The organism is Streptomyces sp. NPDC088745 (assembly GCF_044751045.1).
Taxonomy (GTDB): Bacteria; Actinomycetota; Actinomycetes; order Streptomycetales; family Streptomycetaceae; genus Streptomyces; species Streptomyces cremeus.
The window spans coordinates 98205-122371 of the sequence record NZ_JBIVLB010000018.1; the positions used below are offsets into that span (position 1 = coordinate 98205).

At 71.0% G+C, this 24167-nt stretch carries 26 protein-coding genes; 24 read left to right on the forward strand and 2 right to left on the reverse strand.

What is annotated here, in order from left to right; genetic code table 11:
• Positions 1-1222: 1222 nt before the first annotated feature.
• The 14 genes from ACIP93_RS33015 to ACIP93_RS33080 all read left to right on the forward strand — a co-directional run bounded on the left by ACIP93_RS33015 (position 1223) and on the right by ACIP93_RS33080 (position 13603).
• The gene (locus tag ACIP93_RS33015; protein WP_401765024.1) at positions 1223-1822 is read left to right on the forward strand and encodes a hypothetical protein; all 600 of its coding nucleotides are present in this window, start codon (positions 1223-1225) and stop codon (positions 1820-1822) included.
• Positions 1823-2109: 287 nt separating this feature from the next.
• Entirely contained in the window at positions 2110-2685 is a 576-nt protein-coding gene (locus ACIP93_RS33020; protein ID WP_401765026.1) for an ATP/GTP-binding protein, read from the forward strand.
• Positions 2686-2723: 38 nt separating this feature from the next.
• Positions 2724-3416, forward strand: coding sequence for an SAF domain-containing protein (locus ACIP93_RS33025; RefSeq protein WP_401765029.1), 693 nt, complete (start codon positions 2724-2726; stop codon positions 3414-3416).
• Positions 3413-4336 (forward strand): hypothetical protein, encoded by a 924-nt coding sequence (locus ACIP93_RS33030; protein WP_401765032.1) that lies wholly within the window; start codon positions 3413-3415, stop codon positions 4334-4336. Before ACIP93_RS33025 ends, ACIP93_RS33030 begins: the two co-directional genes overlap by 4 nt.
• Complete coding sequence (locus tag ACIP93_RS33035; protein WP_401765034.1) at positions 4329-5888, forward strand: CpaF family protein; 1560 nt, start codon at positions 4329-4331, stop codon at positions 5886-5888. The genes ACIP93_RS33030 and ACIP93_RS33035 overlap by 8 nt, the downstream gene beginning before the upstream one ends.
• A complete protein-coding gene (locus ACIP93_RS33040; protein WP_401765036.1) occupies positions 5885-6805 on the forward strand; it encodes a type II secretion system F family protein in 921 nt (306 codons plus the stop codon). Before ACIP93_RS33035 ends, ACIP93_RS33040 begins: the two co-directional genes overlap by 4 nt.
• Positions 6802-7692: a type II secretion system F family protein gene (locus tag ACIP93_RS33045; RefSeq protein WP_401765039.1), complete on the forward strand. Its 891-nt coding sequence runs from the start codon at positions 6802-6804 to the stop codon at positions 7690-7692. Before ACIP93_RS33040 ends, ACIP93_RS33045 begins: the two co-directional genes overlap by 4 nt.
• 18 nt (positions 7693-7710) lie before the next feature.
• Positions 7711-7899, forward strand: a complete 189-nt coding sequence (locus tag ACIP93_RS33050) for a hypothetical protein (RefSeq protein ID WP_401765041.1) — start codon at positions 7711-7713, stop codon at positions 7897-7899.
• Positions 7900-7926: 27 nt separating this feature from the next.
• A complete protein-coding gene (locus tag ACIP93_RS33055) occupies positions 7927-8349 on the forward strand; it encodes a TadE/TadG family type IV pilus assembly protein (RefSeq protein ID WP_401765044.1) in 423 nt (140 codons plus the stop codon).
• Positions 8346-8789, forward strand: coding sequence for a TadE/TadG family type IV pilus assembly protein (locus tag ACIP93_RS33060; protein WP_401765047.1), 444 nt, complete (start codon positions 8346-8348; stop codon positions 8787-8789). The genes ACIP93_RS33055 and ACIP93_RS33060 overlap by 4 nt, the downstream gene beginning before the upstream one ends.
• The gene (locus ACIP93_RS33065) at positions 8786-9244 is read left to right on the forward strand and encodes a TadE/TadG family type IV pilus assembly protein (protein ID WP_401765049.1); all 459 of its coding nucleotides are present in this window, start codon (positions 8786-8788) and stop codon (positions 9242-9244) included. Before ACIP93_RS33060 ends, ACIP93_RS33065 begins: the two co-directional genes overlap by 4 nt.
• A 7-nt stretch (positions 9245-9251) precedes the next feature.
• On the forward strand, positions 9252-12710 hold the full coding sequence (locus ACIP93_RS33070) for a LysM peptidoglycan-binding domain-containing protein (protein ID WP_401765050.1): 3459 nt from the start codon (positions 9252-9254) through the stop codon (positions 12708-12710).
• A 171-nt stretch (positions 12711-12881) separates the two neighbouring features.
• The gene (locus ACIP93_RS33075) at positions 12882-13271 is read left to right on the forward strand and encodes a hypothetical protein (protein ID WP_401765053.1); all 390 of its coding nucleotides are present in this window, start codon (positions 12882-12884) and stop codon (positions 13269-13271) included.
• Positions 13272-13288: 17 nt separating this feature from the next.
• Positions 13289-13603 (forward strand): hypothetical protein, encoded by a 315-nt coding sequence (locus ACIP93_RS33080; protein ID WP_401765055.1) that lies wholly within the window; start codon positions 13289-13291, stop codon positions 13601-13603.
• A gap of 432 nt (positions 13604-14035) precedes the next feature.
• Here ACIP93_RS33080 and ACIP93_RS33085 read toward each other — a convergent pair whose 3' ends face one another.
• A complete protein-coding gene (locus ACIP93_RS33085; RefSeq protein WP_401765057.1) occupies positions 14036-14269 on the reverse strand; it encodes a DUF397 domain-containing protein in 234 nt (77 codons plus the stop codon).
• Complete coding sequence (locus tag ACIP93_RS33090) at positions 14266-15141, reverse strand: helix-turn-helix domain-containing protein (protein WP_401765060.1); 876 nt, start codon at positions 15139-15141, stop codon at positions 14266-14268. The genes ACIP93_RS33085 and ACIP93_RS33090 overlap by 4 nt, the downstream gene beginning before the upstream one ends.
• Before the next feature lie 477 nt (positions 15142-15618).
• Between ACIP93_RS33090 and ACIP93_RS33095 the strand changes: the two genes are divergently transcribed.
• From ACIP93_RS33095 to ACIP93_RS33140, 10 genes are all read left to right on the forward strand, one after another.
• A complete protein-coding gene (locus tag ACIP93_RS33095) occupies positions 15619-16026 on the forward strand; it encodes an ATP-binding protein (protein ID WP_401765062.1) in 408 nt (135 codons plus the stop codon).
• Between the two features lie 101 nt (positions 16027-16127).
• Entirely contained in the window at positions 16128-16361 is a 234-nt protein-coding gene (locus tag ACIP93_RS33100) for a hypothetical protein (RefSeq protein ID WP_401765065.1), read from the forward strand.
• A gap of 253 nt (positions 16362-16614) precedes the next feature.
• Positions 16615-17709, forward strand: coding sequence for a hypothetical protein (locus ACIP93_RS33105; RefSeq protein ID WP_401765067.1), 1095 nt, complete (start codon positions 16615-16617; stop codon positions 17707-17709).
• Positions 17706-19748, forward strand: a complete 2043-nt coding sequence (locus ACIP93_RS33110) for a hypothetical protein (protein WP_401765070.1) — start codon at positions 17706-17708, stop codon at positions 19746-19748. Before ACIP93_RS33105 ends, ACIP93_RS33110 begins: the two co-directional genes overlap by 4 nt.
• Positions 19733-20752: an enolase C-terminal domain-like protein gene (locus ACIP93_RS33115; protein WP_401765072.1), complete on the forward strand. Its 1020-nt coding sequence runs from the start codon at positions 19733-19735 to the stop codon at positions 20750-20752. The genes ACIP93_RS33110 and ACIP93_RS33115 overlap by 16 nt, the downstream gene beginning before the upstream one ends.
• Complete coding sequence (locus ACIP93_RS33120; RefSeq protein WP_401765075.1) at positions 20746-21189, forward strand: hypothetical protein; 444 nt, start codon at positions 20746-20748, stop codon at positions 21187-21189. The genes ACIP93_RS33115 and ACIP93_RS33120 overlap by 7 nt, the downstream gene beginning before the upstream one ends.
• Positions 21186-21857 (forward strand): HAD family hydrolase, encoded by a 672-nt coding sequence (locus ACIP93_RS33125; RefSeq protein WP_401765078.1) that lies wholly within the window; start codon positions 21186-21188, stop codon positions 21855-21857. The genes ACIP93_RS33120 and ACIP93_RS33125 overlap by 4 nt, the downstream gene beginning before the upstream one ends.
• A complete protein-coding gene (locus ACIP93_RS33130; RefSeq protein ID WP_401765081.1) occupies positions 21854-22642 on the forward strand; it encodes a class I SAM-dependent methyltransferase in 789 nt (262 codons plus the stop codon). Before ACIP93_RS33125 ends, ACIP93_RS33130 begins: the two co-directional genes overlap by 4 nt.
• Positions 22639-23427: a creatininase family protein gene (locus ACIP93_RS33135; RefSeq protein WP_401765084.1), complete on the forward strand. Its 789-nt coding sequence runs from the start codon at positions 22639-22641 to the stop codon at positions 23425-23427. The genes ACIP93_RS33130 and ACIP93_RS33135 overlap by 4 nt, the downstream gene beginning before the upstream one ends.
• Complete coding sequence (locus ACIP93_RS33140; RefSeq protein WP_401765086.1) at positions 23418-24158, forward strand: phytanoyl-CoA dioxygenase family protein; 741 nt, start codon at positions 23418-23420, stop codon at positions 24156-24158. The genes ACIP93_RS33135 and ACIP93_RS33140 overlap by 10 nt, the downstream gene beginning before the upstream one ends.
• Positions 24159-24167 lie beyond the last annotated feature (9 nt).

Consider the following 24167-nt stretch of genomic DNA (forward strand, 5'->3'; position numbering starts at 1 on the left):
TGATGAAATCAGAGACACATCACTGTGCTCATCCGCCACATCTCTACGTCTCCCGCTTCATCATGTGATGCAGTCAGAGACCCTTCAGGAATCGATGTTTATGCAGGTCAGAGGCCGTTTCGCTTCGGCGCCCTCTATGTGCATGCACCTGAGGGTCAGTCACCGGCCCCCGCCCTCCCGGCTCGTGGCCCGCCGACACTCCGCAGCACCCCGGTACCTCTGTCCGGCCAGCGAGGAGGAACGGGCCCGAGCCCGGCCGGCCGCTGCCACTTCATCGTGGACATCGGACCTCCGGCCCGATACCGGGGGCCAGCCCCCGGACCCCCGCCAGCGCCCAGGCCGCGCTGGACCGGCCGAGGCACGGGGGCCAGCCCCCGGACCCCCTGGCAAGGGCTCTGCCCCTGCACCCCGTACCGGGGGCTCCTTGCCCCCGGACCCCCCGCCAGCGCCTTTCGGCTGCGCTGGACCAGCCACTGCCGCCTGCCCTGCGCGGCCTCCCTGACGGTCGCCCCCGCACCGCTCCGGGCCCCGGGGGCCCTCCACTGGGCAGTTGCCTGCGATGAAGGTGGCTGGTGCCGTCCAGGGCACAGGAACCAGCCGGGCCTTGCTGCCTGCCTGACGGCTGTTCGTGGCTTGCGTGAGGGGCTGAGGTAGTACCGGGGCCAAGTCTCGGCAACGTGTGAACGCTCAAGTGCTGTGCGGTCCGCGGGTGATGGAGGCCGGTGGCGCGCAGGGCACGCGGGTGGACCGGCACGAAGATCGGCGCCGAGACGCGGGCATCGACGGCGAGACGCGGGCCGAGACCTGAGCCCCGGGGGGTAGGTGAACTCGGGGCGGGCTGGCTGCAGACGGTTCACTCCAAGCCAGACGGCGGCCCATGTTTCCAGTCGTTCCGATTACACGTTGAGAATCCACCCCCTGAATCCGAGATGCAGATGAATCGACATTCCGGGTTGCTTGAAAGGGGTGAGTTGCAGGGCGCCCGTTGTTGGCGCCTCGCTCCTCGGACTGAATTCCGAGAAGGTCCCGCGAGGGTGTAGAAAGGCCGGGTTTGCACCGTCCGCGTCGCCGTGAACTGCAGTAACAACTTTGGATGTTGGCCGCCTCTGCGTAATGTATGGGAACAGGCCGGCTGCTTGTGATGATTGTGGTTCACGCCGCGCGAAACAACTCGCACGGCCTGCACCGGGCGAGGGCTTTCTACCGGGAGGCAGCGGTACCCATGGCACGACTCGATCAGCTTGGCTGGAACAGCAGCCGCGCAACCCCTGCATTTCTTTTGACCCTCTGCGTCGCCCTCACGGCGGCGTGTACCTCATCGACCGGCTCGGACAACGAGAAGGGCAAGGCCCCGGCGCCGACCACCGTCGTGCCGAGCAAGTCCGCCACGCTCGACCCGACCGAGCAGGCGAAAGCTGACGCCCTGACTGCCTACAAGGCCTACTGGACGGAACTGCCCAAGGCCTACGCGGTTACAGCGATCGAGGGCACAGACCTCAAGAAGTACGTCACCGCCGATGCCCTCAACAAGGCCACGGAGGAGATCGCCAACCTGAAGACCAACGGCCGGGTCATGACCGGTGAGCCGGTCCTCTCCAACTCCACCGTGACCGGGGCGGAGCTGGAGAAGAAGACCCCCAACGTCTCCGTCTCGGCCTGCCTGGACGTGTCCAAATGGAAGATCACGGACAAGAAGACCGGGCAGCCGGCCCCCACTGCCACCAGCCCCGTCAGCAAGTACGTCATCACGAGCCTGATGGAGCGCTGGAACGGCTCGTGGATGGTCCTCAAGTACGAACTCCATGCGGACCAGCCGTGCTGAACCGTCGGTACGTCGCTCTTGCCCTTCCCCTCGCCGTGACCCTGGCCCTCCCCGTCACAGCTGAAGCAGAAGAGAGGCCGAAGTGCGAGACCGGCTTCGTCTGCCCAGTCGTCGAGGTCCCCGCAACCCCCGGCGGAAAAACTGAAGGCGCCGGTAGAGGCGCCGATAAAGGGGGAGACCCCGGCGGAGGCAACAGCCGCTACACCTGCACCTACACCCCGGCCGACCCTCAGCCGGGGGACGACAGCGCGCTGTGGGGGCCTGGCGGCCGTAAGCCCGGTGTCTCCATGTACATCGAGGACTGCCTCGACAACGAGACGGGCATGCACGACATCAAGAACATCTTCACCGAAGCCCCGCCTGGCGGCGGCGGCCCGGTGATTGACCCCGCGGTCGTGGCGCAGCAGGCGATGGACAAGATGCGCCTGCGCCCCCCGGCGATCGGCATCACGCCGAAGCCCGGCGGCAAGGGCGTGGTCGGCATGCCGGTCTACCTGTGGACCGAGACGGGCCCCGAGACGTACGGCCCCAACGTTGCCTCGGCGTCCGTGGGCCCCGTCTCGGTCACGGCCACAGCCCGGGTGTCGAAGATCGTATGGAACATGGGCGACGGCCACACCGTCACCTGCACGACGGCCGGCACGCCCTACAAGCCGGAGTACGGCAAGAAGCCGTCCCCGGACTGTGGCCACCGCTACGACAAGCCGTCCTCCACCACCGACTCCGGCACGTTCCACGTCACCGCGACGTCCACCTGGTCGATCGACTGGCAGGTCACCGGCGGTGCCCAGGGCGGCCAGCTGACCGAGATCCGCACGAGCGCCGTGGACATCAACGTCGCCGAGGTCCAGGTCCTCAACTAACGCGCGCTGCTTGCACTTCCCCGAAAGGCAATCCCCCCATGGAAACCCCCGCCGCCCCGCCGGTGCCGCGTCCCGCCGGACCGCGCACCGAGCTCCCTATCACCACTGCGGCCCCCGTGAAGAGGCAGCGCCGGTACGCCGCGGCGGCCCTGAGCACCGTGCTGGCCGTCGCGGCCGCCCTCGGCGCGGCCGCCGCCGTCACCGCCGTCGGCGAGCGCACGAAGGTCCTGGCCATCGCCAACGACGTTCCCGCCGGACAGCCGCTGACCGATGCGGACATCGTCGTCGCGGAGGTCAGCACCGACGCGGCGCTCACCCCGATGCCCGCTACCGACCGCGCGAGCGTCGTGGGCAAGCGGCCCGCGGTCGACCTGCGCGCGGGCAGCCTGTTCGTCGCAGCCCAGCTCCAGCCGGGCACCGGCCTGGGCGACGACAAGCAGCAGGTCGGCGTCCAGGTCAAACGCGGCCAGGCACCCGCCGGTTCCCTGGTACCGGGCGACAAGGTCCTCGCGGTCACCGTCCCCGGCCAGGGCGAGCAGCCGACCGGCAAGAACGGCGCCGAGGCCCCGCCCAGCTCCGTCAAGGCCGTCGTCGTCTCCGTCAGCCGGCCCGACGCCTCCGGCGCCGTCGTCGTCAACCTCGCCGTCTCTTCCTCGGACGGGCCCCTGCTGGCCACCCGTGCCTCCTCCGGCCGCATCGCCCTGGTCCGCGACGTGCGGAGCGGATCATGACCGTCACCGCGCTGGTGAGCGCCAAGTCGTGCGGCGTCACCACCAGCGCCCTCGCGATGACGCTGTCCTCCACACGCCCCTCGCTGCTGGCCGAGTGCGACCCGGCCGGCGGCACCATAAGGGCTGGGCTCTTCCAGGCCCAGATCACGGCCGGGATCGGCCTGTACCACCTGGCCGTTGCCGAGCGCGCCGGCCAGGACGCCCTCGCGCAGGCCTTCGCCACCCACCTCGTCCGACTCGACGAGTCCGGCCACCGCCAGGTCCTCCCCGGCCTGACGGACCCCGCCCAGGCACCCGCCCTCGCACGGAGCTGGCCTGCCCTGTCCCAGGTCATGCGGGTCCTGTCCGACGAAGGCGGCTACGACGTCGTCATCGACGCGGGCCGCCTCGCCCTGGAATCGGGCCGCCTCCACTCCACCCTCACCCCCGCACCCCTCCTCCACGGCGCCGACCTGGTCCTGCTCGTCGTCCGCGCCACCGACCAGTCCCTCGCCTTGGCCCGGCACATGACAGAACCGCTGCGCAACGAACTCACCGACCGAGGCACCGGCCCGGACGCCCTGGGCGTCCTCCTCATCGAGGACGGCCCCCGCCGCGCCCACGAGGTCTCCGAGGCGCTGCGGCTGCCGGTGATGGCCGCGCTGCCCTGGGAGCCGGACACCGCGGCCTACCTCGCGGGCACCGGCAGGGCATCACGGAAGCTGAACAAGTCCGCGCTTCTGGGCTCCGCCCGTACCGCGCTCGGACACCTCCGGGCGGCCGCGTCCCGGCGGGCCCTGCACCAGAAGTACCCACCTACTCAGGCCCCGGCCGCCCTGCCTGTACCCGCGGCGTCGGCCGCATCGGCATCGTCGGCCGCTCCGCAGGTTGCCGGGGTGCTCCAGCGCCTCGGACAGGGCCGGAAGGATCCCCGTGTCTGACACTCAGCAGCGGCCCGACGGCGCGACCGCGCACGGCCCCGCCGACATCGCCGACCTTCTCACCGGCCGCATCGGCACGACTCACATCCCCCAGCCGGCACCGGCACCGACCCCGGTTCCCGTTCTGCCCGCGCCTGCCCGCACCGCAGCCACCAGCCCGAGCGCGGTTCCGAAACTGGCCGGGCTGCCCGGCCAGCTACCGGTCGGCTGGGAGGTGATCGAGGCACTCCAGGCCGACGTGTCCGCAAAGCTGTCCGCGAAGGACCCCGGTCGTCTGCTGGAAGAAGACGACCGCCGGGCCCAGGCCCGCTCCATGGTCACCCTGGCCGTCGCAACCTGGGCCTCGAAGTACTCGCACGGCGCCCCCGCGCTGACGCCGGATGAGGAACGCGCCATCGGGAACGCGGTGTTCGACGCGATGTTCCGCGGCGGCCGCCTCCAGGGCCTCCTGGACGAGGAGGGCGTCGAGGACGTCATGGTCGACGGGCTCCGCGCGCACATCGAGTACTACGACCGGCCGCGGCGCACCATCGAGCGGGTCGCCGACTCCCACGAGGAGCTGATCACCTGGGTCAACCGGATGGCTGGCCTGTCCGGGCACGGCGAGCGCGCCCTGACCCAGGCAACTCCGAACGTTGGCTTCCGTATGCCTGACGGGTCCCGCGTCACCGCGAGCCTGCTCACCACCCGCCCGTCAGTGGTGATTCGAAAGCACCGCATCCGCCAGCACGGCATCGACGAGCTCGTCCGGTGGGGCTCGCTCAACCCGCTCCTGCGCGTTTTCCTGCTGGCCTGCGTCCAGGCGAAGCTCAACATCCTGGTCGTCGGGGACATGGGGGCCGGCAAGACCTCCCTACTGCGCGCCCTGGGCCGGGAGATCCCGCCCGGCGAGCGGATCGCGACCCTGGAGTCCGACCGCGAGCTCTACCTGGACGAGCCCGGCCCGGAAGGCAAGCCGGGCCCGCTCACGTTCGCGTTCGAGGCCCGCCAGTCCAACGGCGAAGTCCGCGCGGGCAGCTCCTCGGGCGAGGTCACCATCGGCGACATGTTCCCCACCGCCCTGCGCTACAACGTGCACCGGGTGATCGTGGGGGAGGTGCGCTCCACCGAGGTCCTGCCGATGCTCCAGGCGATGTCCGCGGGCGGCTCCGGCTCGATGTGCACCCTGCACGTCCGCCGCCCCCACGCGATCATCTCCCGCCTGGTGCAGCTGTGCACCGAGGCCGGCATGCAGACCGAGGCCGCCAATCACCTGATCGCCTCCGCGATCGACGTGGTCGTGTACCTCACGTACCTCGACGAGACCGCGATCGGTGGTCGCAAGCACCGCTTCGTCTCGAACATCTACGAGGTCCACGACGTCGTCGGTGAAGGCGGGCGCCCCACCACCAGCGAGCTCTTCGCACCCAGCGGTGCCGAACCACGCGCGGTGTACCGGAACATGCCCTCCTTCATCGACGTCCTGGAGCGCACCGGCACCTTCGACCGCCGATGGCTGACCCATAACCCCGAAGGGGCATGGGGCCCGGCCCTGGAGGTGGTGAAGCGATGAACTCCTCGCAGATCGCTCTCGTCGCAGCCCTGTGCGCCCTCGTCATGGTCCTCGCCGGCCTGATCGCCGTACGCGAGTGGCGCGGCCACGTCGTCGACCCGGCGAAACCCGCCTCGCGCCGTGCCAGCAGGATCCGCGCGGCAAAGGCCAGCCTGCCCGAGGCCTGGCAGCGCCGCTGGCGTGCGCTGGTCACCACCGCCGGCATCACCGTTCTCGCAGTGTGGGCATGGACCGGGTGGCCCATCCACGGCGTCCTCGCCGGCGCCGCGGTCCTCGGCTTCCCGTTCCTCCTCAACCCCGGTACGGCCGCCGAGCAGCGCATCGAGCGCCTGGAGGCCACCGGGCAGTGGCTCAACGGTCTGGCCGGCATCCACACCGCGGGCATCAGCCTCGTGCAGACCATCCGCGCCTCCGCTCGTAACGCCCCTGCCCCCATCGCCGCCAACGTCCGCGCCCTCGACGTGCGGCTGCGCTCCGGCATGGACTCCAAGGAGGCCTTCGCCCTGTTCGCGGACGAGCTCGGCGACGGTGTTGTGGACCACGTCGCACTGCTCTTCCAGTCGCACGCGGCGAACATGGGTCCCGGCCTGAGCTCGGCGCTGGAGGCACTCGCGGTGACGATCCACCAGCAGGCCGCCGACGCCCGCGACATCGAGTCCGACCGCGCCAAGATCCGCAAGTCCAGCCGGATCGTCAGCATCGTGATCTGTGTCGTCTTCGTCGGCTGCATGCTCAACGAAGCCTGGTCAGCCTGGTACCAGTCCCCGGCCGGGCAGCTCGCCCTCGCGATCCTTGGCGGGTTCTTCGCCTGGACGCTGGCCTGGCTGCGCCGGGCCGCCGCGACGAAGCCGGACCCCCGCCTCCTCAACCCGCTGCCCTCGGCCGAGCCGGCCGCCCTGACGGGAGCCGTCCGATGATCCCTATGGAAGCGGTCCTGCCCGCCGCGGCCGCCGGAGCCCTCACCGGCGTGGCCATCCGCGCCCTGTGGCCTGCCCGTCCCGACATCGTCTCCGTCATGGACCGGCTCGACGCCGACCACATCGCCCGCCAGCCCAGGACTACCGCCACCAGTACCGGGTCCCTGCCCGAGAAGGTCGGCACCCACCTCCTGTCGGCGTTCGGCGAGCGGATTACCCTGCCCGTCCGGGACCTCAACCTGCTCCGGATCAGTCCGGCCGAGCACCTCGGCAAGAGATTCCTATTCGCGCTGTACGGGCTGGTCCTGCTGCAGCTCGCCGGCGCGCTCCTGTCGATGCTGGGCGTGAGCCTGCCCTTCGTCATTCCGGCCGGGGCCGGTATCGGCCTGGCCGCCCTGTTCTGGCTGTGGCCCGGCCAGGAAGTCAGGAAGGAAGCCGCGGCCGCCCGCCTTGTCGTACGGCACGCCGCCGCCTCCTACCTCGACCGCGTCGCCCTGGCCCGCATCGCCAACTCCGGCGCTGCCCAGGCCCTGACCGACACCGCTGAGGTCGGCGACGGCTGGATCTTCGAACGGATGCGGCAGGCCTTCTACGAGGCCGACCTTGCCGGCGTGACCGTCTGGGAGGCCCTCAAGCAGCTCGGTGAGGAACTCGACATCCCTGAACTCACCAGGCCCGCAGACACCCTCGCCCTTGCAGGCGACGGCGCCGCCGTCTACACCACCCTCCAGGCCCAAGCCCGCCAGCTGCGCGTCGCGATCCTCTCCGACGCCAAAGCCCAAGCCAACGAAGCCAGCACCAGCATGGTGCTGCCGGTGACCTTCGCGGTCCTGCTGATGCTTGTCTTCGTCGTCCTGCCGCCCGTTGTCTCCATGTTCAACGGCTGAAACCCAAAGGAGAGCACCATGCACATCCGCGTCCTGACCACCGTCCTCGCCGCCCGTATCGAGCGCCTGAAGAACGCCCCGCGTGACGCCGGGCAGACCTCGGCCGAGCTCGCCGTCATCGCTGGCGTCGTCATCGCCATCGCCATCGCGGTCGTCGCCGCGATCAAGACGTTCACCGACGCCAAGATCCCGCTCATCAGCGGCTGAACCACCCACCAGGAGGAAGGAAGCGGCGTGAAAGACCAGGTCAGCAACCGGTGGCGGCGCCTACGCGCACGCCTGTGGGACGAGGGCGACCGTGGCTCGGGCAGCGTGGAGCTGGCCGTGCTCGCCGTCGTAGTGCTGTTCCTGGTCTTCGCCGCGATCCAGACCGGCATGTACTTCCACGCCCGCTCCGTCGCCCGCTCCGCAGCCACCCAGGGAGTAGAGGCCGGCCGCCAGCTTGGTGCCGGCCCTGGCGACGGCGTCGCCCAGGCCCAGGAACTCCTTGCCAAGTACGGCACCGTACGCGGCGCGAGCGTCTCTGCCGAAGGCAGCGGTGCGGAGCAGATCCGCATCACCATCCGCGGCACCGTCGCCACCCTGGTCCCGGGCGTCGAACTGGACGTCGTCCAGAGCGCTGAGGCCCCCGTCGAACGCTGGGTGGAGGCGTCGTGAGGCGGGCCCGGCGCATCAAATGGCGCGACGACCGAGGGAGTTACAGCGTTGAAACCGTCATCCTCGCCCCGGCCATCATCGCCCTCATGCTGCTCATGATCGCCTTCGGGCGGGTCATTGATGCCTCTGGCGCCGTGGACGGCGCCGCTCGCGCAGCCGCTCGCGCAGCCTCCCTTGAACGCGAGGCCGGCGCGGCGCAGGCCGCAGGGTCCGCCGCGGCGACCCGCAGTCTGAACGGCGAGGGCATCCGCTGCGCCTCCGCCAACGTCTCGGTCGACACCTCCGGCTACAGCCTGGACCTCGGCCAGGAGGCCACCGTCGGTGTCACGGTCTCCTGCACTGCGCCTCTCGGAGAGATCGGGCTGCCGGGTCTCCCGGGATCCCGCACGCTCCGGGCGTCGTGGACCAGCCCGATCGACTCCTACAGGGGCCGCCAGTGATCACCGCCCTCACCCGCCGCATCAGCGCCTCGCGGGACCGGATCCGCCACGGTGACGACCGGGGGTCGCTGTCGCCGTTCTACGCGCTGAGTGCCATCGGCATCATCATGATCATGGGACTGCTGGTCGACGGCGGCGGCGCCCTCAACGCGACCAACAAGGCCACCGGCCTCGCGCAAGAGGCCGCCCGCGCGGCTGGCCAGCAGCTCAACATCCCGGCCGCCGTCCAGGGCACCGAGATCTCCGTCGACCCGGACGCCGCCGTCGCCGCTGCCCAGGACTACCTGGCTGCCCAGAACGTCTCGGGCTTCGTGACCGTCACCGACGGCGGCCAGCGCCTCGACGTCACCGTCCACGACACCTACGACACGCTGTTCGCGCAGTTCGTGGGTAGGTCGACGATCAGCGTGTCTGGTACGGCACACGCCCGACTGCACACCCAAGCCGGAGGCTGACCAGCCCATGAGCACCTTCGTACGCCTGCTTCGCGCCCTGCTCGGCCTCGCCGTCCTGGCCGCACTCATTGCCGGGATCCCCTTCGTCCTGCTGGCTGTTGGGTATCAGCCCACCGATTTCGCGGGTGGGTGGGATCTACTGACCGGACAGGACGACGGTTCGCTGTTCTTCACGGTGCTCACGACCATCGGCTGGGTCGGCTGGGCCGCCTTCACCTTCTCCGCCCTCATTGAGCTCCTCGCCCTGTTCCGCGGCCGTACAGCCCGCCGGATCAAGGGCCTTGGCGGGATGCAGTCCTTCGCCGGCCTCCTCATCGGCGGCCTCGTCCTCCTCGCCCCCACCGCAGCCTCGGCCGCGACCCCCGGCTCCGCCGTCGCGGTAACCGCCGTGCAGGCCTCAGGCAGCGGCAGCGTGGCGACAGCCCAACAGGCGGCCGCGGCGGAGCAGGACACCTGGCCCACCCACACCGTCACCGGGAACTCCGAACTCCCCTGGGACCTGGCGGAGCAGTACCTGGGGAGCGGACCGCGCTGGAAGGACATCGCCGCCCTCAACCCGAGCGTCCCCGAGCTCGCGGCCGGCGACCAGTTCCTGCCCAAGGGCGCCGTGATCCGGCTCCCCGCCGACGCCAACATCGCCAAACCGGCCACCCCAACTCCGGCACCGGCCCAGGCCGTGCCCGAGACGACCGCGACCGCGCAGCAGCCCACGCAGGCCGCCCCCGCCGACGCGCAACCCGCCGCGGCCCAGCCCAAGCATGTCGTCGAGTCCGGCGAGAACCTGTGGGACATCGCTGACAAGCACGGCGACCCCGAGGACTGGCCCAAGATCTTCGAAGCCAACAAGGGGCAGCCGCTGCCGGGCGGCGGGACGTTCGACAACCCCGACCTGATCGTGCCCGGCCAGGAACTCACCTTCCCCACCGCAACCGCCCCTGCCCCCGCTCCCGACAGCCGGCCCGCCCCGGTCACCAAGACGCCCCCGAAGCCGGACACCGCGAAGGAAACTCCCACCCCTGCGGCACCCGCCCCCGCGCCCTCGAAACCCGCCACTCCTGCGCCCGCCGCCTCAACCCCCAGCACTGCCGCTCCCACCCCCACGCAGGACGGCCACAAGGCGAACACCGCCCAACAGCTGCACGACACGGACGAGGCTCTGGCGCCCGCTGCCGCCTGGATGGGCGCCGGCGCCCTGGCCGCTGCCCTCGTCGGCACGCTCGCCACCCGCCGCATCCTCCAGCAGCGGCGCCGCCGGCCCGGCCGCCGCATCCCCATGCCCACCGGCAGCGCCGCCGCCACCGAACAGGGCCTGCGCGCCGCCCAGCACCCCACCGGCTTCGACCTCCTCGACACCGCCCTGCGCACGCTGGCTCTCAACCTCGCCGCAGCCGAGCGCGACCTGCCGGTGGTTACCGCCGTCGTCCTGCACGAGCAGAAAGTCGAACTCCACCTCGACCAGGACACCGCGCCGATGAAGCCCTTCTCGGGCACCGCCGGCCGCACGGACCTGTGGACGTGCCCGGCCTCCAGCCCCGACCTCGCCGACCACGACGCCCTCCAGGGCGCCGACGCGCCCTACCCGGCTCTGGTCTCCCTGGGCTGGGACGGCGCTGGCCACCTGGTCCTCGTAGACCTGGAGCACGTCGGGGTTCTCCACCTGGACGGCGACGCCGATCACGCCCGCCACGTCCTCCAGGCCCTCGCGGTCGAGCTCGCCAGCACCCCCCTCCCCGGCCACCTGGAGATCACCGTGCTGGCCGACACGGCCGCCGGCCTCGACAACGCAGCCCCCGAACGTGTCGCTCGCACCGACACCCTCGCTGACGCGGTCGTCGAACTAACCAGCCACACCGCCGACCAACGGCGCGCCCTGGCCGCGCTCGGCGCACCCACCCTCCGTACGGCCCGCCTCCAGGAAGACGCCGGCGGATCCTGGACCCCCCACATCCTGCTCGCCGCCGAGCTCCCCGAAGGGGATCAGACCGACGCGTTGCTCGACCTGGTCACAGCCCAGCCGCGGGTCGCCGGCGCAGTCGTCACGGCCAGCGAGACCGCCGTCCTGGCCCCGGAAGAGGGCTGGACCCTGCAGTGCGCGGGGCCGGACGAGACCATCGTCCTGCCCGGCTCCGGTCTGCCCATCAAGCTCCAGGGCCTGACCGACCAGCACTTCGCCGACGCGATCGAGCTGCTCACGCTGTCCGCCTCCGACACCGACGTACCCGCTCGCGACGAGTGGCTCGACGACCTCTTGACCGCCGAAGACCAGGCTGAGCAAGACCAGGAGGAGGTGAGCGAAAGGGATCCGTCCGACGATGGCGAAGCCACGCAGCCGAAGGCCGTCGCCGACGAGGACGGCATGCCGGACGAGTACGCCGACATCGAGCGGGAGGAGCTGGAGACCGCGCACCAGGCCGAGGCCGACACCCCCACCGACGAGACGGAAGGGGCGCCCACCGCCCGCACGGCCGAGGCACCCGACGGCGACGCCGAGCACGGCACCACTGGTCCCACAACCGCTGACCTCTTCAGTCCGCCGACCGCTCCCGATCCAGTCCCGGCAACTGCTGCACCTCAGTCAGCCGCCGCGCTGACCAAGCAAGCAGCCGCCCCGGCCGAGGAAGCCCCTGCGGCTGAGGCCCCCGTCCCGGCCCCCGTTGCGGTGCCCGCCCCGACTCGTGCCGCTGACGATGCCGACGACACCGCGGTCACCGCGCCGACGGTGCTCTTGCTCGGGCGGGTGGTCATCGAGGGCGCTGCGGGCCGGATCGACTCCAACAGGCAGAGCGCTGCAGTCGAGCTCGTCTCCTACCTCGCGCTCAACCCGGGCGCCGACCATCACGCCATCGACGACGCCCTCTGGCCGGGCCGCCTGGTCAACAAGCAGATGCGTAACGCCGTCATCAGCCGAACCCGCTCCTGGCTCGGCAAGGACGCCAACGGCGAGGCGTACTTCCCGCGGGTCCAGGACACCGGCGACAGCCGCTACCGTCTCGCCCAGGCCGTCACCTGCGACTGGAAGACCTTCCAGAACTTCGCCCGTACCGGCCTCGCCCGCCACGACGAAGACGGCGAACTCGCCCTGCGCCGGGCCCTCGCCCTCGTCCGCGGCCGCCCCTTCGCCGCGATCGACCCCCAGCGCTACGCCTGGGCCGAGCCGGCGGTGCAGGAGATGGTGTCGGCCATCGCCGACGTCGCCTACGAGCTGTCCACCCGCCGCCGGGAAGCCGCCGACTACGCCGGCGCGCTCTGGGCCGCGCACCAGGGTCTCCTCGCCGCCGAGGAGAACGAGCTCCTGCACCGGCAGGTCTTCCTGGCCCACCACGCCGCCGGAGACGCAGACGCCCTCCGAGAAGCCGCCGCGCGGCTGGCCCGCATCAACGAAGGCCTCGGCGGGGGAGTGGACATGGAGGCCGAGACTGCGCAGCTGCTGCGCACGCTGCTTCCGCGTACGACGGTGGTCCGATAGGGGTCCAGCTCGGCATCGGTCAGCCGCGGAGCAATTCCGATGGCCGGACGCCAGGGAGCCAGGTGAGGCGACACCTTCAACAGGTCGTCGGTCCGGACCGTACAGCGCGGTGGCGAGGTGCTCGATATCGCACCCTTGACGATTCATACCCCAAGTATTAATACTGAGAGTATGGAGACGAAGCAGGGCATCCACAACCCACTCGGACTCGAAGTCATCGACGCCAGCGGCTACGCCACCGGTCAACTGACGTGGGACGACCACCACGTGGCCGCCATTGCCGACAGCATGCGCCGCCACGGGTGGCAGGGCGCCCCGCTCACCGTGCTGCCCGAGTGGGCGCTCTCCTGCAGCGGCACCCACCGGCTCCTCGCTGCTGAAGCCGCCGAACTGGAGCAGGTGCCCGCCGTCAGGTTGGTGGACCTCTTCGAAGCGTGCGGCCTGGACCTTGAAGCCATCGTTGACGCAGAGGACCTCTCGGTGTCCATGGACCGGCCCGAGATCCTGAATCACTTGCCCGACGACATCCGTGCCGCGTACACCCTCGACGACATCATCTGACCCCACCGGAGGCCCTGATGACCACACCCACCACCGGCTACGAGGCCGAGCCCACCGACGTCGCCGCCGAGGTCGACGGCCACCTCGCCGACATCACCGACCCCCTGGAGCGCTACCACCGGGCTACCGCCGCACAGGCCCACCACCAGGCCGTCGCCGTCGCTCTCCAGGCCGAACGCGACAAGGCCCTGGCCCTCCTCAATGCCCCGGACGAAAACGGGCATCGCCTCACCTACCAGCAGCTCGCCGAGCGGGTGACCGTCGGTCTCACCCAGTCAGGCGTCCAGAAGGCCGTGGAACGAGGCCGGGAGCACCTGCGGTGCGCCGACTAACGCAGGCGGAGAAGGCCACGATCCCCCTGAGGCGACTGCTGTCCTCGGCGCCAAGGCCCCCATCAGCCAAACCGTGAGGCTGTGTGCGGGCGAGGATGGATGTCACGTGCTGGCGTTGCCGTGGTTGTCGATCAGGGGGACGAGTGCACGGACCCGTTCGTGCAGGTCGCCGACTCCCGTAGCTGAGAGGCCGGTCAGGGCCTGGTCGAGACGGGCGAGACGGGCGCGTGATGTCGAGCGGAGCCGGGCGGCGGGGACCTGGGCGGGGGAGTGGATATGGAGGCCGAGACGGCCCAGCTGCTGACTTCGCTGCTGCCGAAGCCGGTCATCCGGCGCTGACGGCCGGCCGACTGGGTATCGCCATACAGGCAAGGCCCGGATTCCCCCCGCTGCGGGCTGGGGGAATCCGGGCCTTGGTTGCTTCGTGGCTGGTCAGGCAGTCAGGGGGTGGCCGTGAGCTGCGTGCGGCAGGAAGGCGGAGAACGCGGCCTCGGTGAACGCGAGCGCCGGTCCGTTCGGGTCCTTCGAGTCGCGGACGGCGACGAACCCGCGGGTCGGCCGGGTGTCGGCGATCTCGACGCACTGCTCGCCACCGTCGCTGTATGACGACTTGCGCCACGTCGCCTCGGGCAGGTCGGTGGCGGACAGCCTGTTCATGTCGGTCATGACTTCTCCATGATGGTTTTGATCTTCTCCCGCGAGTCGTCGACGGGGAGTGCTGCGGCCACGATCCGCTCGAAGGCGGCCTCGTAGACCTTCACGTCGTCGGTCCCCTCGGCGAAGGTCCCGCCGCGGATCGTCTCCACGCTGATCACGGTGGGCCAGGGGTGGGGGAACCGGACGATGTGGAACGGGCCCACCATGCCGGGGTGGGGGTTGGCGAGTATCGGCATCATCTGGATGGTGATGTTGGGCTGCTCAGCCATGTCGAGCAGGTGGCGCAGTTGCTCGCGCATCAGCGAAGGGTGGGCGGCCGACCGGTAGTGCAGGGTTGCCTCGTGGATGACGGCCCATAGATGCAGGGGGCCGCCGGGGCGGCTGGTGTCGGTGAGGATGGCCTGGCGCTTCTTGCGCATCTCGACCAGGGCGGAGACCTCTTCGGTGGTCCGGGTGATGGCGGAGCCGGTGATGATCTCGCGGGCGTATTGAGGGATTTGGAGCAGGCCGGGGATCAGGCCGGGCAGATAGATCCGGGTCGACTCGGCGTCTTCTTCCAGGCCGATGTAGTCCTTGTAGTTGGTCTCGGGCAGGTCGCCGTAGTTGCTCCACCAGCCGACCTTGTTAGCGTCGCGGGCCAGTTCCTCCATGGCGGTGACCACCGTTTCGTCGGTGACCCCGTACGCCTTCAGGAGTGGCTTGACGTCCTTGATCGGCAGGTGTGCTTTGGCGTTCTCGATCCGGTTGATCTTGCTGCCGTCCCATCCGATCGCCTGGGCGGCGCTGTCGGAGGTGTTGAAGCCGGCGTTCTTCCTGAAGGTGCGCAGCGCGCTGCCGAGACGGCGTCTGCGCACGGTCTGCACAAGCGGCGGTGTGGGCACGGGAAGTTGAACCTCTCTGCGGGCTGTCCGGTCGGTGCAGGGGGCGATCTTCCCCTTCCGGGGTGCGGCTTCCTCTTGCCGGGTCAGTCTGCCCGTCCCGGGGATCGGAAGTCGATCGAACATCCCTCCAATCATTGGGAGTTTGGTTGCAATGGTTGCAGGCATCGCGTCAGTGGGTGCATTCTTCCAACGTTGAGCCGTGACCAAGTGTCAGCAGATGATCACGCTGAGGCGGTAGATCGCGGTCCCAGAACGGCCGGGTTCGAGCATGACCCGGCTTGCCGGCCTCGTGCCTCCGCCCCCCGTCGGGGACACGAGGCCGCGCACCCCGACACCCGCTCCCAACTCGCCGAGGCCACCCATGAGCCAGAGCACCACTTACACACCCCGTACCGACCGCCCGGTCCTCACCGCCCGTGCCATACAGAGTTCCTACGCCGGCAGGGCTGCCCGGTGACCGGCGTGCTGGCGGAAGACGTGAAAGCAGCACGCACCGGACCCCAGCGCTACAGCGACGGCTACACGCCCCGCGACACCGCCCCCTCTCGCGCCCGACGCGACATCACCCTTTGCCTGCGTACCTGGGGCCTCGATGCCTTGGTCGACGACGCGCAGCTGATCGTCTCCGAACTCGTTGCAAACGCCGTCAAGCACACCCACACCCGCAGCATCGGCGTCTCCGTCACCCGCCACCCCGACCACGTGCGGATCGTGGTCACCGACACCAGCCGCACTCTCCCCGCCTCCGAGACCGTCGCCCCCGACGCCGAGACCGGCCGCGGGCTCCAGCTCGTCGACCAGCTCACCACCCGATGGGGCAGCAAGCGCTTCCGGACCGGCAAGCAGGTCTGGGCCGAACTCACCACCAGCAAGGCGACGCCGTGAGCGCCGGTAGCGGGGGTGAGTTACACGGCCCCACCCCTCTCACCCCGCCCCGGAAGCGCCGTCACGCCCGGCCGGACGGGAACGTGATCGCCGGACTGCTGATGACGACAGGCAACGTGCTCGGCCTGGCCGTCCTCGCGCTCTCCTGCACCGACCAGGCCGACGGCGCCCCCGCCGTCCCCTCGATCACCGTCCCGGACCCGGCACCTGCCGAAGCACAGCCGTCCCGCAGGCCGGCCAACGACACGGCGCACACCGTCAGCTCCAGACCGGCAGCCCGCCCCACCCCATCGCGGGCCTGCCGCTGCGGACCCCACACCCGCCCCGCCCTTTGAACTCCGGTGGCAGCGCGGCGCCCCGGGCCCGCCCTGTCACCGGCCACAACCCCGGGCCCGGCACCCCGAAGGACAGCACCAGCCGGACCGGGCACCGTCCCGGCTGAACAACCCTGGACAGGTCGAGCAGCCGAGGACGGGCACCACCAGACACCGGTCGGCCATCCCCGGCACGACCCCTTGCCCACAGGGCAACCAGCCTGCACCGTACGGAAGTTCGCTGCGTCCGTCCCCTGACCGGATGGAGGGCCCCGTGCCTGCCACCACACCGCGTGAATCCCACACCACCACCGACTTAGACACCCTGGCAGCGCTCGCCACCCGCTACGGAGTGCCCACTGAGGACGCACTCCTCATGGCGGTCAACCTGCACGGCATCAACTCGCCTCTGAACCGGCACCGTGCCCGGGTCCTGATCCGCCTTGCCTCGGCGCCCGCGGTGCCGTGGCAGGTGATCGTGCCGCTCAACGCCTCCACCTCCCCGTTTCTCCTCGACGAGGACACCCTCCTCCTCGCCGGGACCCCCGTCGCGACCGTGACGCGGGTCGACGCGGATGAGGCCGTGGGCGGCTACTTCCGCAACGACGGCCGGGCCGCCACCCTCAACCCCAACGCCCGCAGCCGCTGCGTCGGCTGCGCGTTCTGCCCCAACACCCTGGAAGCCGCAGCCGACCCCCGCCTGTCCGAGCAGCGCGCCGTCCGCGAACTTCTCGACGCCATGGCCCACCAGCACCCGGCCGGAACCCTGAGCGGCCTGGAGGAGGTCACGGTCTCCACCGGCTGCTTCGAACGCGAACAGGCCGCGGTCGACCACCTCGGCGACCTCCGCGCGGTGCTGACCGAGGCCGACATCACCGCGCGGATCGGATTCCTCACCTCGGTGCTGCGCACACAGACGGCCTTCGACACCCTGGCTCGCACGGCCGGACCGTTCGTCCTGCGGATGACCGCCGAGTGCTTCACCCGCCGCGAGCTACTGCTGAAGGCATCCAAAGCGGAACTCACCAGGAAGCAGATGCCGCGCGTGCTGCGCCGGGCCGTACGCGCCGGACACGACACGTCGTTCACCTACATCGTCGGGCTCGACGACCTGGCCGCCATGGAGGACGGCATCCGCGACCTCGCCCCGCACGTCACCGAGTTCCCGAACCTTCAGGTCTACCAGGCCCACAACCGGATCATGGCCGGACTCCGCGCCCCCGGCGCCACCGACCTCGCCTTCTACCTGAAGGCCCGCGCCGTCCTGGAGGACGTCCTCGGCCCGACCGGGCTGCGCCCCAAGGCCTGGGAGTGCTACCGGCCCCTGTGGCACTTCACCTTCGGCCCCGAACGCCTGGTCGCGGCATGACCAGCCACGCCCAGAACGTGGATCTGCTGTGGCGGGCCCAGAGCTACGTAGCCGTCGCGCAGATCCACCTCCAGGACAACGTGCTGCTGCGCCGCCCGCTCGGCCCGGGAGACGTGAAGGCGCGCCCGGCTGGCCACTGGGGCACTGTGCCGGGGACGACATGGGCCCTGGCTCACATCGCCCTGCTGTCCGGCACCGGCGGCACCGAGCTGGTCCCGCTGCTGGGCGCCGGCCACGCCGGGGTGGCGCAGATCGCCGCGGGCTGGCTCACCAGCCACCTGGCCGCCGCTCGCCCGCAGTTCACCCCCGACGAACAGGGACTGGTGAACCTGTGCCGGTCCTTCCCGGAGGTGGCCGGCCTCGGATCCGAGGTCACCCCGGCCCTGCCCGGAGGGGATTTCCTCGGCGGCCGGCTCGGTGGCTGCCTCCCCTTCGCCCAGGGCGCCGCGCTCGCGGCCGGCTCCGGCCGGGTGATCGTGCCGGTCCTCGGAGACGGCGAGTGCGAGACCCCGACCACCGCCGCGGCCTGGCTCGCCGCCCAGGCCCTGCCCGGCACCCCAGTGCTGCCGGTCGTCCACCTCAACGGCTTCCGCATGGGTGCACCCAGCCTCCTCGCGGGCCTCGACGCGCGGGCCCTGACCGCGTACGCGGCCGGGTGCGGCTGGAACGCCCGCACCGTCACCGTTCCGGACGACGGCCACGAGGTCTTCCACGCCGAGCTCGCCCAGGCCGTTGCCGACACCCTGGCCGGACGCCGCACGGTGCTGTTCATGCGGTGCGTCAAGGGCTGGAGCGGCCCCGCCACTGTGAACGGACAGCAGGTCCTCGGTACCGCCCGCGCCCACAAGACTCCGCTCACCCGGGCCGCTTCCGACTCCGCACAGACACATGCGCTCGAAGCATGGCTGTCCTCGTACCGGCCCGAGGAACTGTTCACCGAGGCCGGCCACCCGGGCCCTGGCCTTGCCGCTGCCCTCGCCGGCACCGCATGGCCCCGCCTGAAGGCGAGCCACCCTGCGCCGACCTTGCGTGCCGCCGTTCGGCAGCAGCCCGTCTCGTTCGCCGATGCCGTTGCCACCGTGATCCGCTCCCACGCCCGCGCCGGGGACTTCCGGGTGTTCAGCCCGGACGAACTCGCCTCCAACCGGCTCTCCGAACTCGCCGGACAGGCATGGACCACCGAGGTCCTCGCCGAGGAACTTCTGGGCGAGCAGCTCGCTGGCTTCAACGCGGCCGGCGGCCGTGGGGTCCTCATCTCCTACGAGGCCTTCGCCCCGCTCCTGGCGACCGGGCTCGTCTCCCTGCTCAAGCAGCAGCGGATGCCCGGCGCCGCCCCGCGGCCGAGCTTCAACCTGCTCCTGACCTCCTACGGATGGAACAACACCTACACCCACGGCGACCCGTCGCTGGTGACGACGCTCCTCGCGCTGGAGGACCCGGCCGTACGGGTGTTGGCGCCCGCCGATCCCGCCCGGCTGGCGGCCGTCCTGGACGACGCCTTCACCAGCACCGGCCAGCTGAACGTGATCGTCGCGGGCAAGCACCCCCTACCGCCCATCCCTGCCGACACGCTCCGCGAGGAGCTGGACCAGGGGGCCGCCCTCTGGCCGCACCTGTCCGACGTCCAGCCACCGGCCTTGACCGTGGTGGTGTGCGGAGACCTGCCCGCCGCGGTCACGGCCGAGGCGCTGCCCCGGATCCGGGCGGAGCTCGGCGTGGCAGTGCGGGTGGTGTCCGCCCTCGACCTGACCGTGCTGGGAGACCCCGTCGTGTGGCCCGCCGGGCTGCGCGCCGACGAAGTGAATGTCCTACTCGGCGAGGCCGCGGCGCTGCTGGTCGTCACCCTCGGGCACCCGGCCGCGATCTGGTCTCTCCTGAAGGCGCGGTACGCCCGGCCGGTAGAGGTGATCGGTTGGCGGGAGACCGAAGGGCCCCGCTCCCAGCCGGACACCGCGGCCGCGGCCGGCATGACCGCCGAAGGCATGCTCGCTGCCGCTGCGCGCCTGCTGAAGACGAGGCCTCGATGCGACATCTGGTGATCGACTCCTTCGGCTTCACCGACCTCGCCGACCACGCCGGGCCGGGCGATGACACCGTCTTCGTCGCGGTCCGCTCCAGCCGAGCGGCCGGATGGTACGGGCCCCTCGCCGAACCCGTCGCCCGCGCCGTCCGTGATCTGGCTCCTGTCCTCGTCGGCGCCGACGCGACAGACCACGAAGGCATCCAGGACTGCCTGGCCCGGTCGGCGCCGCACTCCCGGACTGGTTCATGGGCGGTGGGCGCGCTGGACTGCGCGATCTGGGACCTGCACGCCCGGGCCGAGGGCTGCCCGGCCGCCGGGCTGCTGACCGACGAGCCGCTACAGCACCGGATCACCGCGTACTCGTCCTGGCTGACCCGCGACCTCGCCAACCCCGCCACCGCGGTCCTGGTCTCCGAAGTCAGCGCGCAGGGCTGGGCCTTCACGAAGTGGGGACTGCGCAACCACCCTGGGGGCGCCAGCGGGGAAGCGCTCGCCGACGTTCTGCACGCCGCGGCCACATTGGAGCCGGTAGCGGTCGACGCCGTCGGCACCTGGCCGCCAGTCCTCGCGGCCGAATTCGCCGCAGCCGCCGATCCCACGGCGCTGGTCTGGCTGGAGGATCCGGCCCCCACCCACGACCCCCGCGCCTACCAGAATCTGCGCACCCTGCCCCTCGCAGTGGGGGAGCGCCTCACCCTGACCGACGACGCGCCCACCGTCCTTGCCGGGATCCGACCGGCCGCGCTCACCCTCGACGTTGTCGGCTGCGGCGGGCTCACCGCAGCCCGGCGGATCCTGGCCCGCACGACCACCCCCGTCTTCCCGCACGGCCGCTCCCTGCAGCCTGCCCTCCACCTGGCAGCCGCCCGCCCCGACCGGGTCCTGGCCGTCGAGTACCGGCAGCAGTGGGAACCCGGCCGACAGACCCTCTACGCCCACCGCGTCGACCCCGACCGCGGTCACCTCACCCTGCCCACCGTGCCCGGCCTGGGCGCCGCCCCGAGGAGCACATCATGCTGAACCCGCCCCGCTCCCTGCCCGTACGCGGCCGCACCGTCTCCGCCGACACCGGCCCGCTGCTCATCCTGGACGTACGGCTCGAAGGGCACGACACCTTCCTGACCGGCACCCTCACCCTGGACGGCCACGACATCCCGGTGCGGATCACCACCCTGGACGACAGCACCACCCTCCAGCCCACCCAGCCGCTCCCTGACCGCCTCCCCGAGCAGTGGTCGGCCACGCTCCACCTGCGCCACGGCCAGCGCCCACGCGACATCCCCGACGACCTGCGCGTCGCAGCCAGCACGGCGGGCCACGACCTCGACGCCCTGGACGACGCCGAACTGCGCTACGCCCTGACCTTCCTCGGCGAGGCCACAACCCAAGCCATCCGCACCGACCGCCTGGCCGCGATCGTCACCGGCCTGCCCACCCTCGAAGGAGACCCCGAGTGACCCGCCCCGTGAAGCTCATCAGCGTGGACGTCGGCGGCACCATCGGCGAAGCCGACGGCCCCGGCCTGACCATGCAGCTCACCGCCGCCTCACCCCTGCCCGCCGACCAGGCCCGCGCCGTCATGCGCGGCCGCCTACACACCCAGCCCGCCATCACCGACGCCCTCGCCGCCGAACTCGCCGACGCCCTCGGTATCAAGCCGGCCGACTTCCCCCGCAACCTGCCGGCCGCCCCGCTCACTCTGTACCCGTACGCCCTCGACGCGCTCCAGCAGCTGGCGGGCATCGCACCTGTCGTCACCCTGTCCAACGTCACCTGCGTGGACGCCGACACCGAAGGCCTGCGTCAACGCCTCGCGCCCTGGGTCACCGACCTGTTCCCGTCCTGCTCCCTTGGCTACGCCAAGCCCGACCCCCGCGCGTTCCTCACCGTCGCCGAACGCCACGGCGTGGCATCGGCCAGCATGATTCACATCGGCGACGACTGGACCTGTGACGTCCTGGGCGCCCTCGACGCCGGCGCCGTCCCGGTGTGGATTTCCAAAGACCGGCCCATCCCCGACACACCGCTCACCTTCGGGCGGCAACATGTCCACGTGGTCGCCACCCTCGCCGACGCGGCCGCCCTCATCCGCACCCTCAACGCCCCCGAAGGGACCACGTCATGAGCCTGTTCACCGGGACCTCCAGCTACTACCGCCAGTACCGCCCCGGCATCCCCGACGCCCTCGCCGCCCGTCTCGCCGCCTACGCGCCCGACCGGCAGCCGCGCCGCCTGCTGGACGTCGGCACCGGCACCGGCCTGGTCGCTGAAGCCCTGATGGCGTACTTCACCGACATCATCGCCTGTGACAACGACCCCGACATGATCGCCACCGCCGAGGAAGCGCTGCGCCCCAAGGTCCCGCAGGGCACCACCCTGTCGCTGGTCACCTCCACGGCCGAGGACTTCCGCCCGCCGGCTGGGTGGAAGGCCGACCTGGTTACCATCTGCCGTGCCTTCCACTGGCTCGACCAGGCCGGAGTGCTCGCCCTGCTGGACTCCCAGGTCGCCGAGGGCGGGGCGGTGGCGGTGTTCGCCGACCGCAGCTTCTGGGCCGCCGAGAGCGACTGGAAGGCCGCCGTCAAGCAGGTCATCAAGGACTTCCTCGGCGAGGAACGCCGCGCGGGCGGCGGCACCTTCCAGCACCACAACCGCCCCTACAGCGAGATCATGGAGGAGTCGCCGTTCAACCAGGTCGAGGAGTTCACCGTCCCGGTCACCCGAACCTGGAACACCGCCGGCGTCCTCGGCTACCTGTACTCCACCAGCTTCGCCGCCCCCGCCCTGTTCGGTGACCGGCTGGAGGAGTTCGAGACCGCCGTGCAGAACACGCTCCGCAGCTTCTCCGAGAACGACACCTTCCACGAGAACAACGAGTTCCTCGTCCGCGTCGGACGGCGCAGCGCATGACCGGCCCCGGCGGCGGTCACCGCCAACTCGACCGACTGACCGCCGCCGACCTCCCTACCCGCGTACAGGCCGCCTCCGTGCTGTGCCTGCCCGTCGGCTCCACCGAACAGCACGGCCCCCACTTACCGCTCGCCACCGACACCGTCATCGCCGAGGAGTTCACCCGGCACCTGATCGCCGCCCACGGCGAGGCCTTCGACCTATGGCAGCTCCCGGCCGTCCCGTACGGCATCGCCCCCGAGCACGCCTGGGCCCCCGGCACCCTGTCGCTGACCATCACAGAGTTCACCACCCTCCTGCACACCCTCACCGCTCAGTACGCACGCGCCGCCAACGCGCGGAACCTGGTTCTGATCAACGGGCACGGCGGCAACCGCGGCATCCTGACCGCCCTCGTCTACGAACTCGGCCACGCCCAGGACATCAGCGTGTGCGTCCTGCACCCTCTGGCCCTGGCCCACCTTCCCGCCGGTGACCGGCCGGAGATCCACGCCGGCCTCCACGAGACCGCGCTCATGCTCCACCTCGCACCCGACACGGTCCGCCTCGACCAACTCACCGACCACCCGCCGCAGGACGCCGACGAGATCCGCCGACAGGTCACCCACCGGGGCGTGAGCTGGCCCTGGAACTCAGGCGACCCGCGCATCGCCGCCGCCGGGGTCATCGGCAACGACCCGCGCACCGCCACCCCCGCCCTCGGCGCCCGACTCCTGGACGAGGCAGTTGCCTCCGCCGTGCCCGCTCTGGAAGCCCTCACCGGAAGGAAGAGCTCATGCTCGTGACCGACGACGAGTACGTCCGATTCCGCCGCGACGGCATGTTCGTCCGCCGCGGCCTCGCCGCCGACGCCCACACCGGGCCCGCCCGCGACCTCATCACCACCTGGTACGCCAAGGACTACAACCCCGACCTCCTCACCGAGTACACCCAGCGCACCTTCACCCCCGAACACGGCCGGCACCCGGCCCTCCTCGACCTCTACACCGCCACCGGCGCCAGCGACATCGCCCGGGAGCTCCTGACCGACCCGGCCCCGGTCACCACCACCCAGGTCCAGATCCGCATCCCCTCCGACCAGTCAGCCGCCGCCCAGCCGGAGAAGACGATGCACGTGGACGGTGTCGGCTGTCCCCACCTCGACCCCGACGAACTGCGCACCTTCTCCCTCCTGGTCGGCGTCGTTCTCTCCCCGGTCACCCGCCCCGGCGCCGGCGCCCTCCACTACGTCCCAGGCGGACACCTGACGATGTCCCGCTGGTTCGCCACCGAATGGGCCCGCGGCATCACCGACCAAGTCCCTCCGGATATCGACACCACCGATGGCGTCCCGCTCCTCGCCGACGTCGGCGACGTCCTCTTCATGCACCACCTGGTCCCGCACGCCGTCGGTACCAACCGCACCACCACGCCCCGGCTGATGGCGTACTTCCGCGTCTCCCACACCCAGCACGCCACCCGGCGCCTCGACGCACTGCGCGACCCCTGGCTCGACTACCCCACCCTGACCCCCTGACCAGGAAGG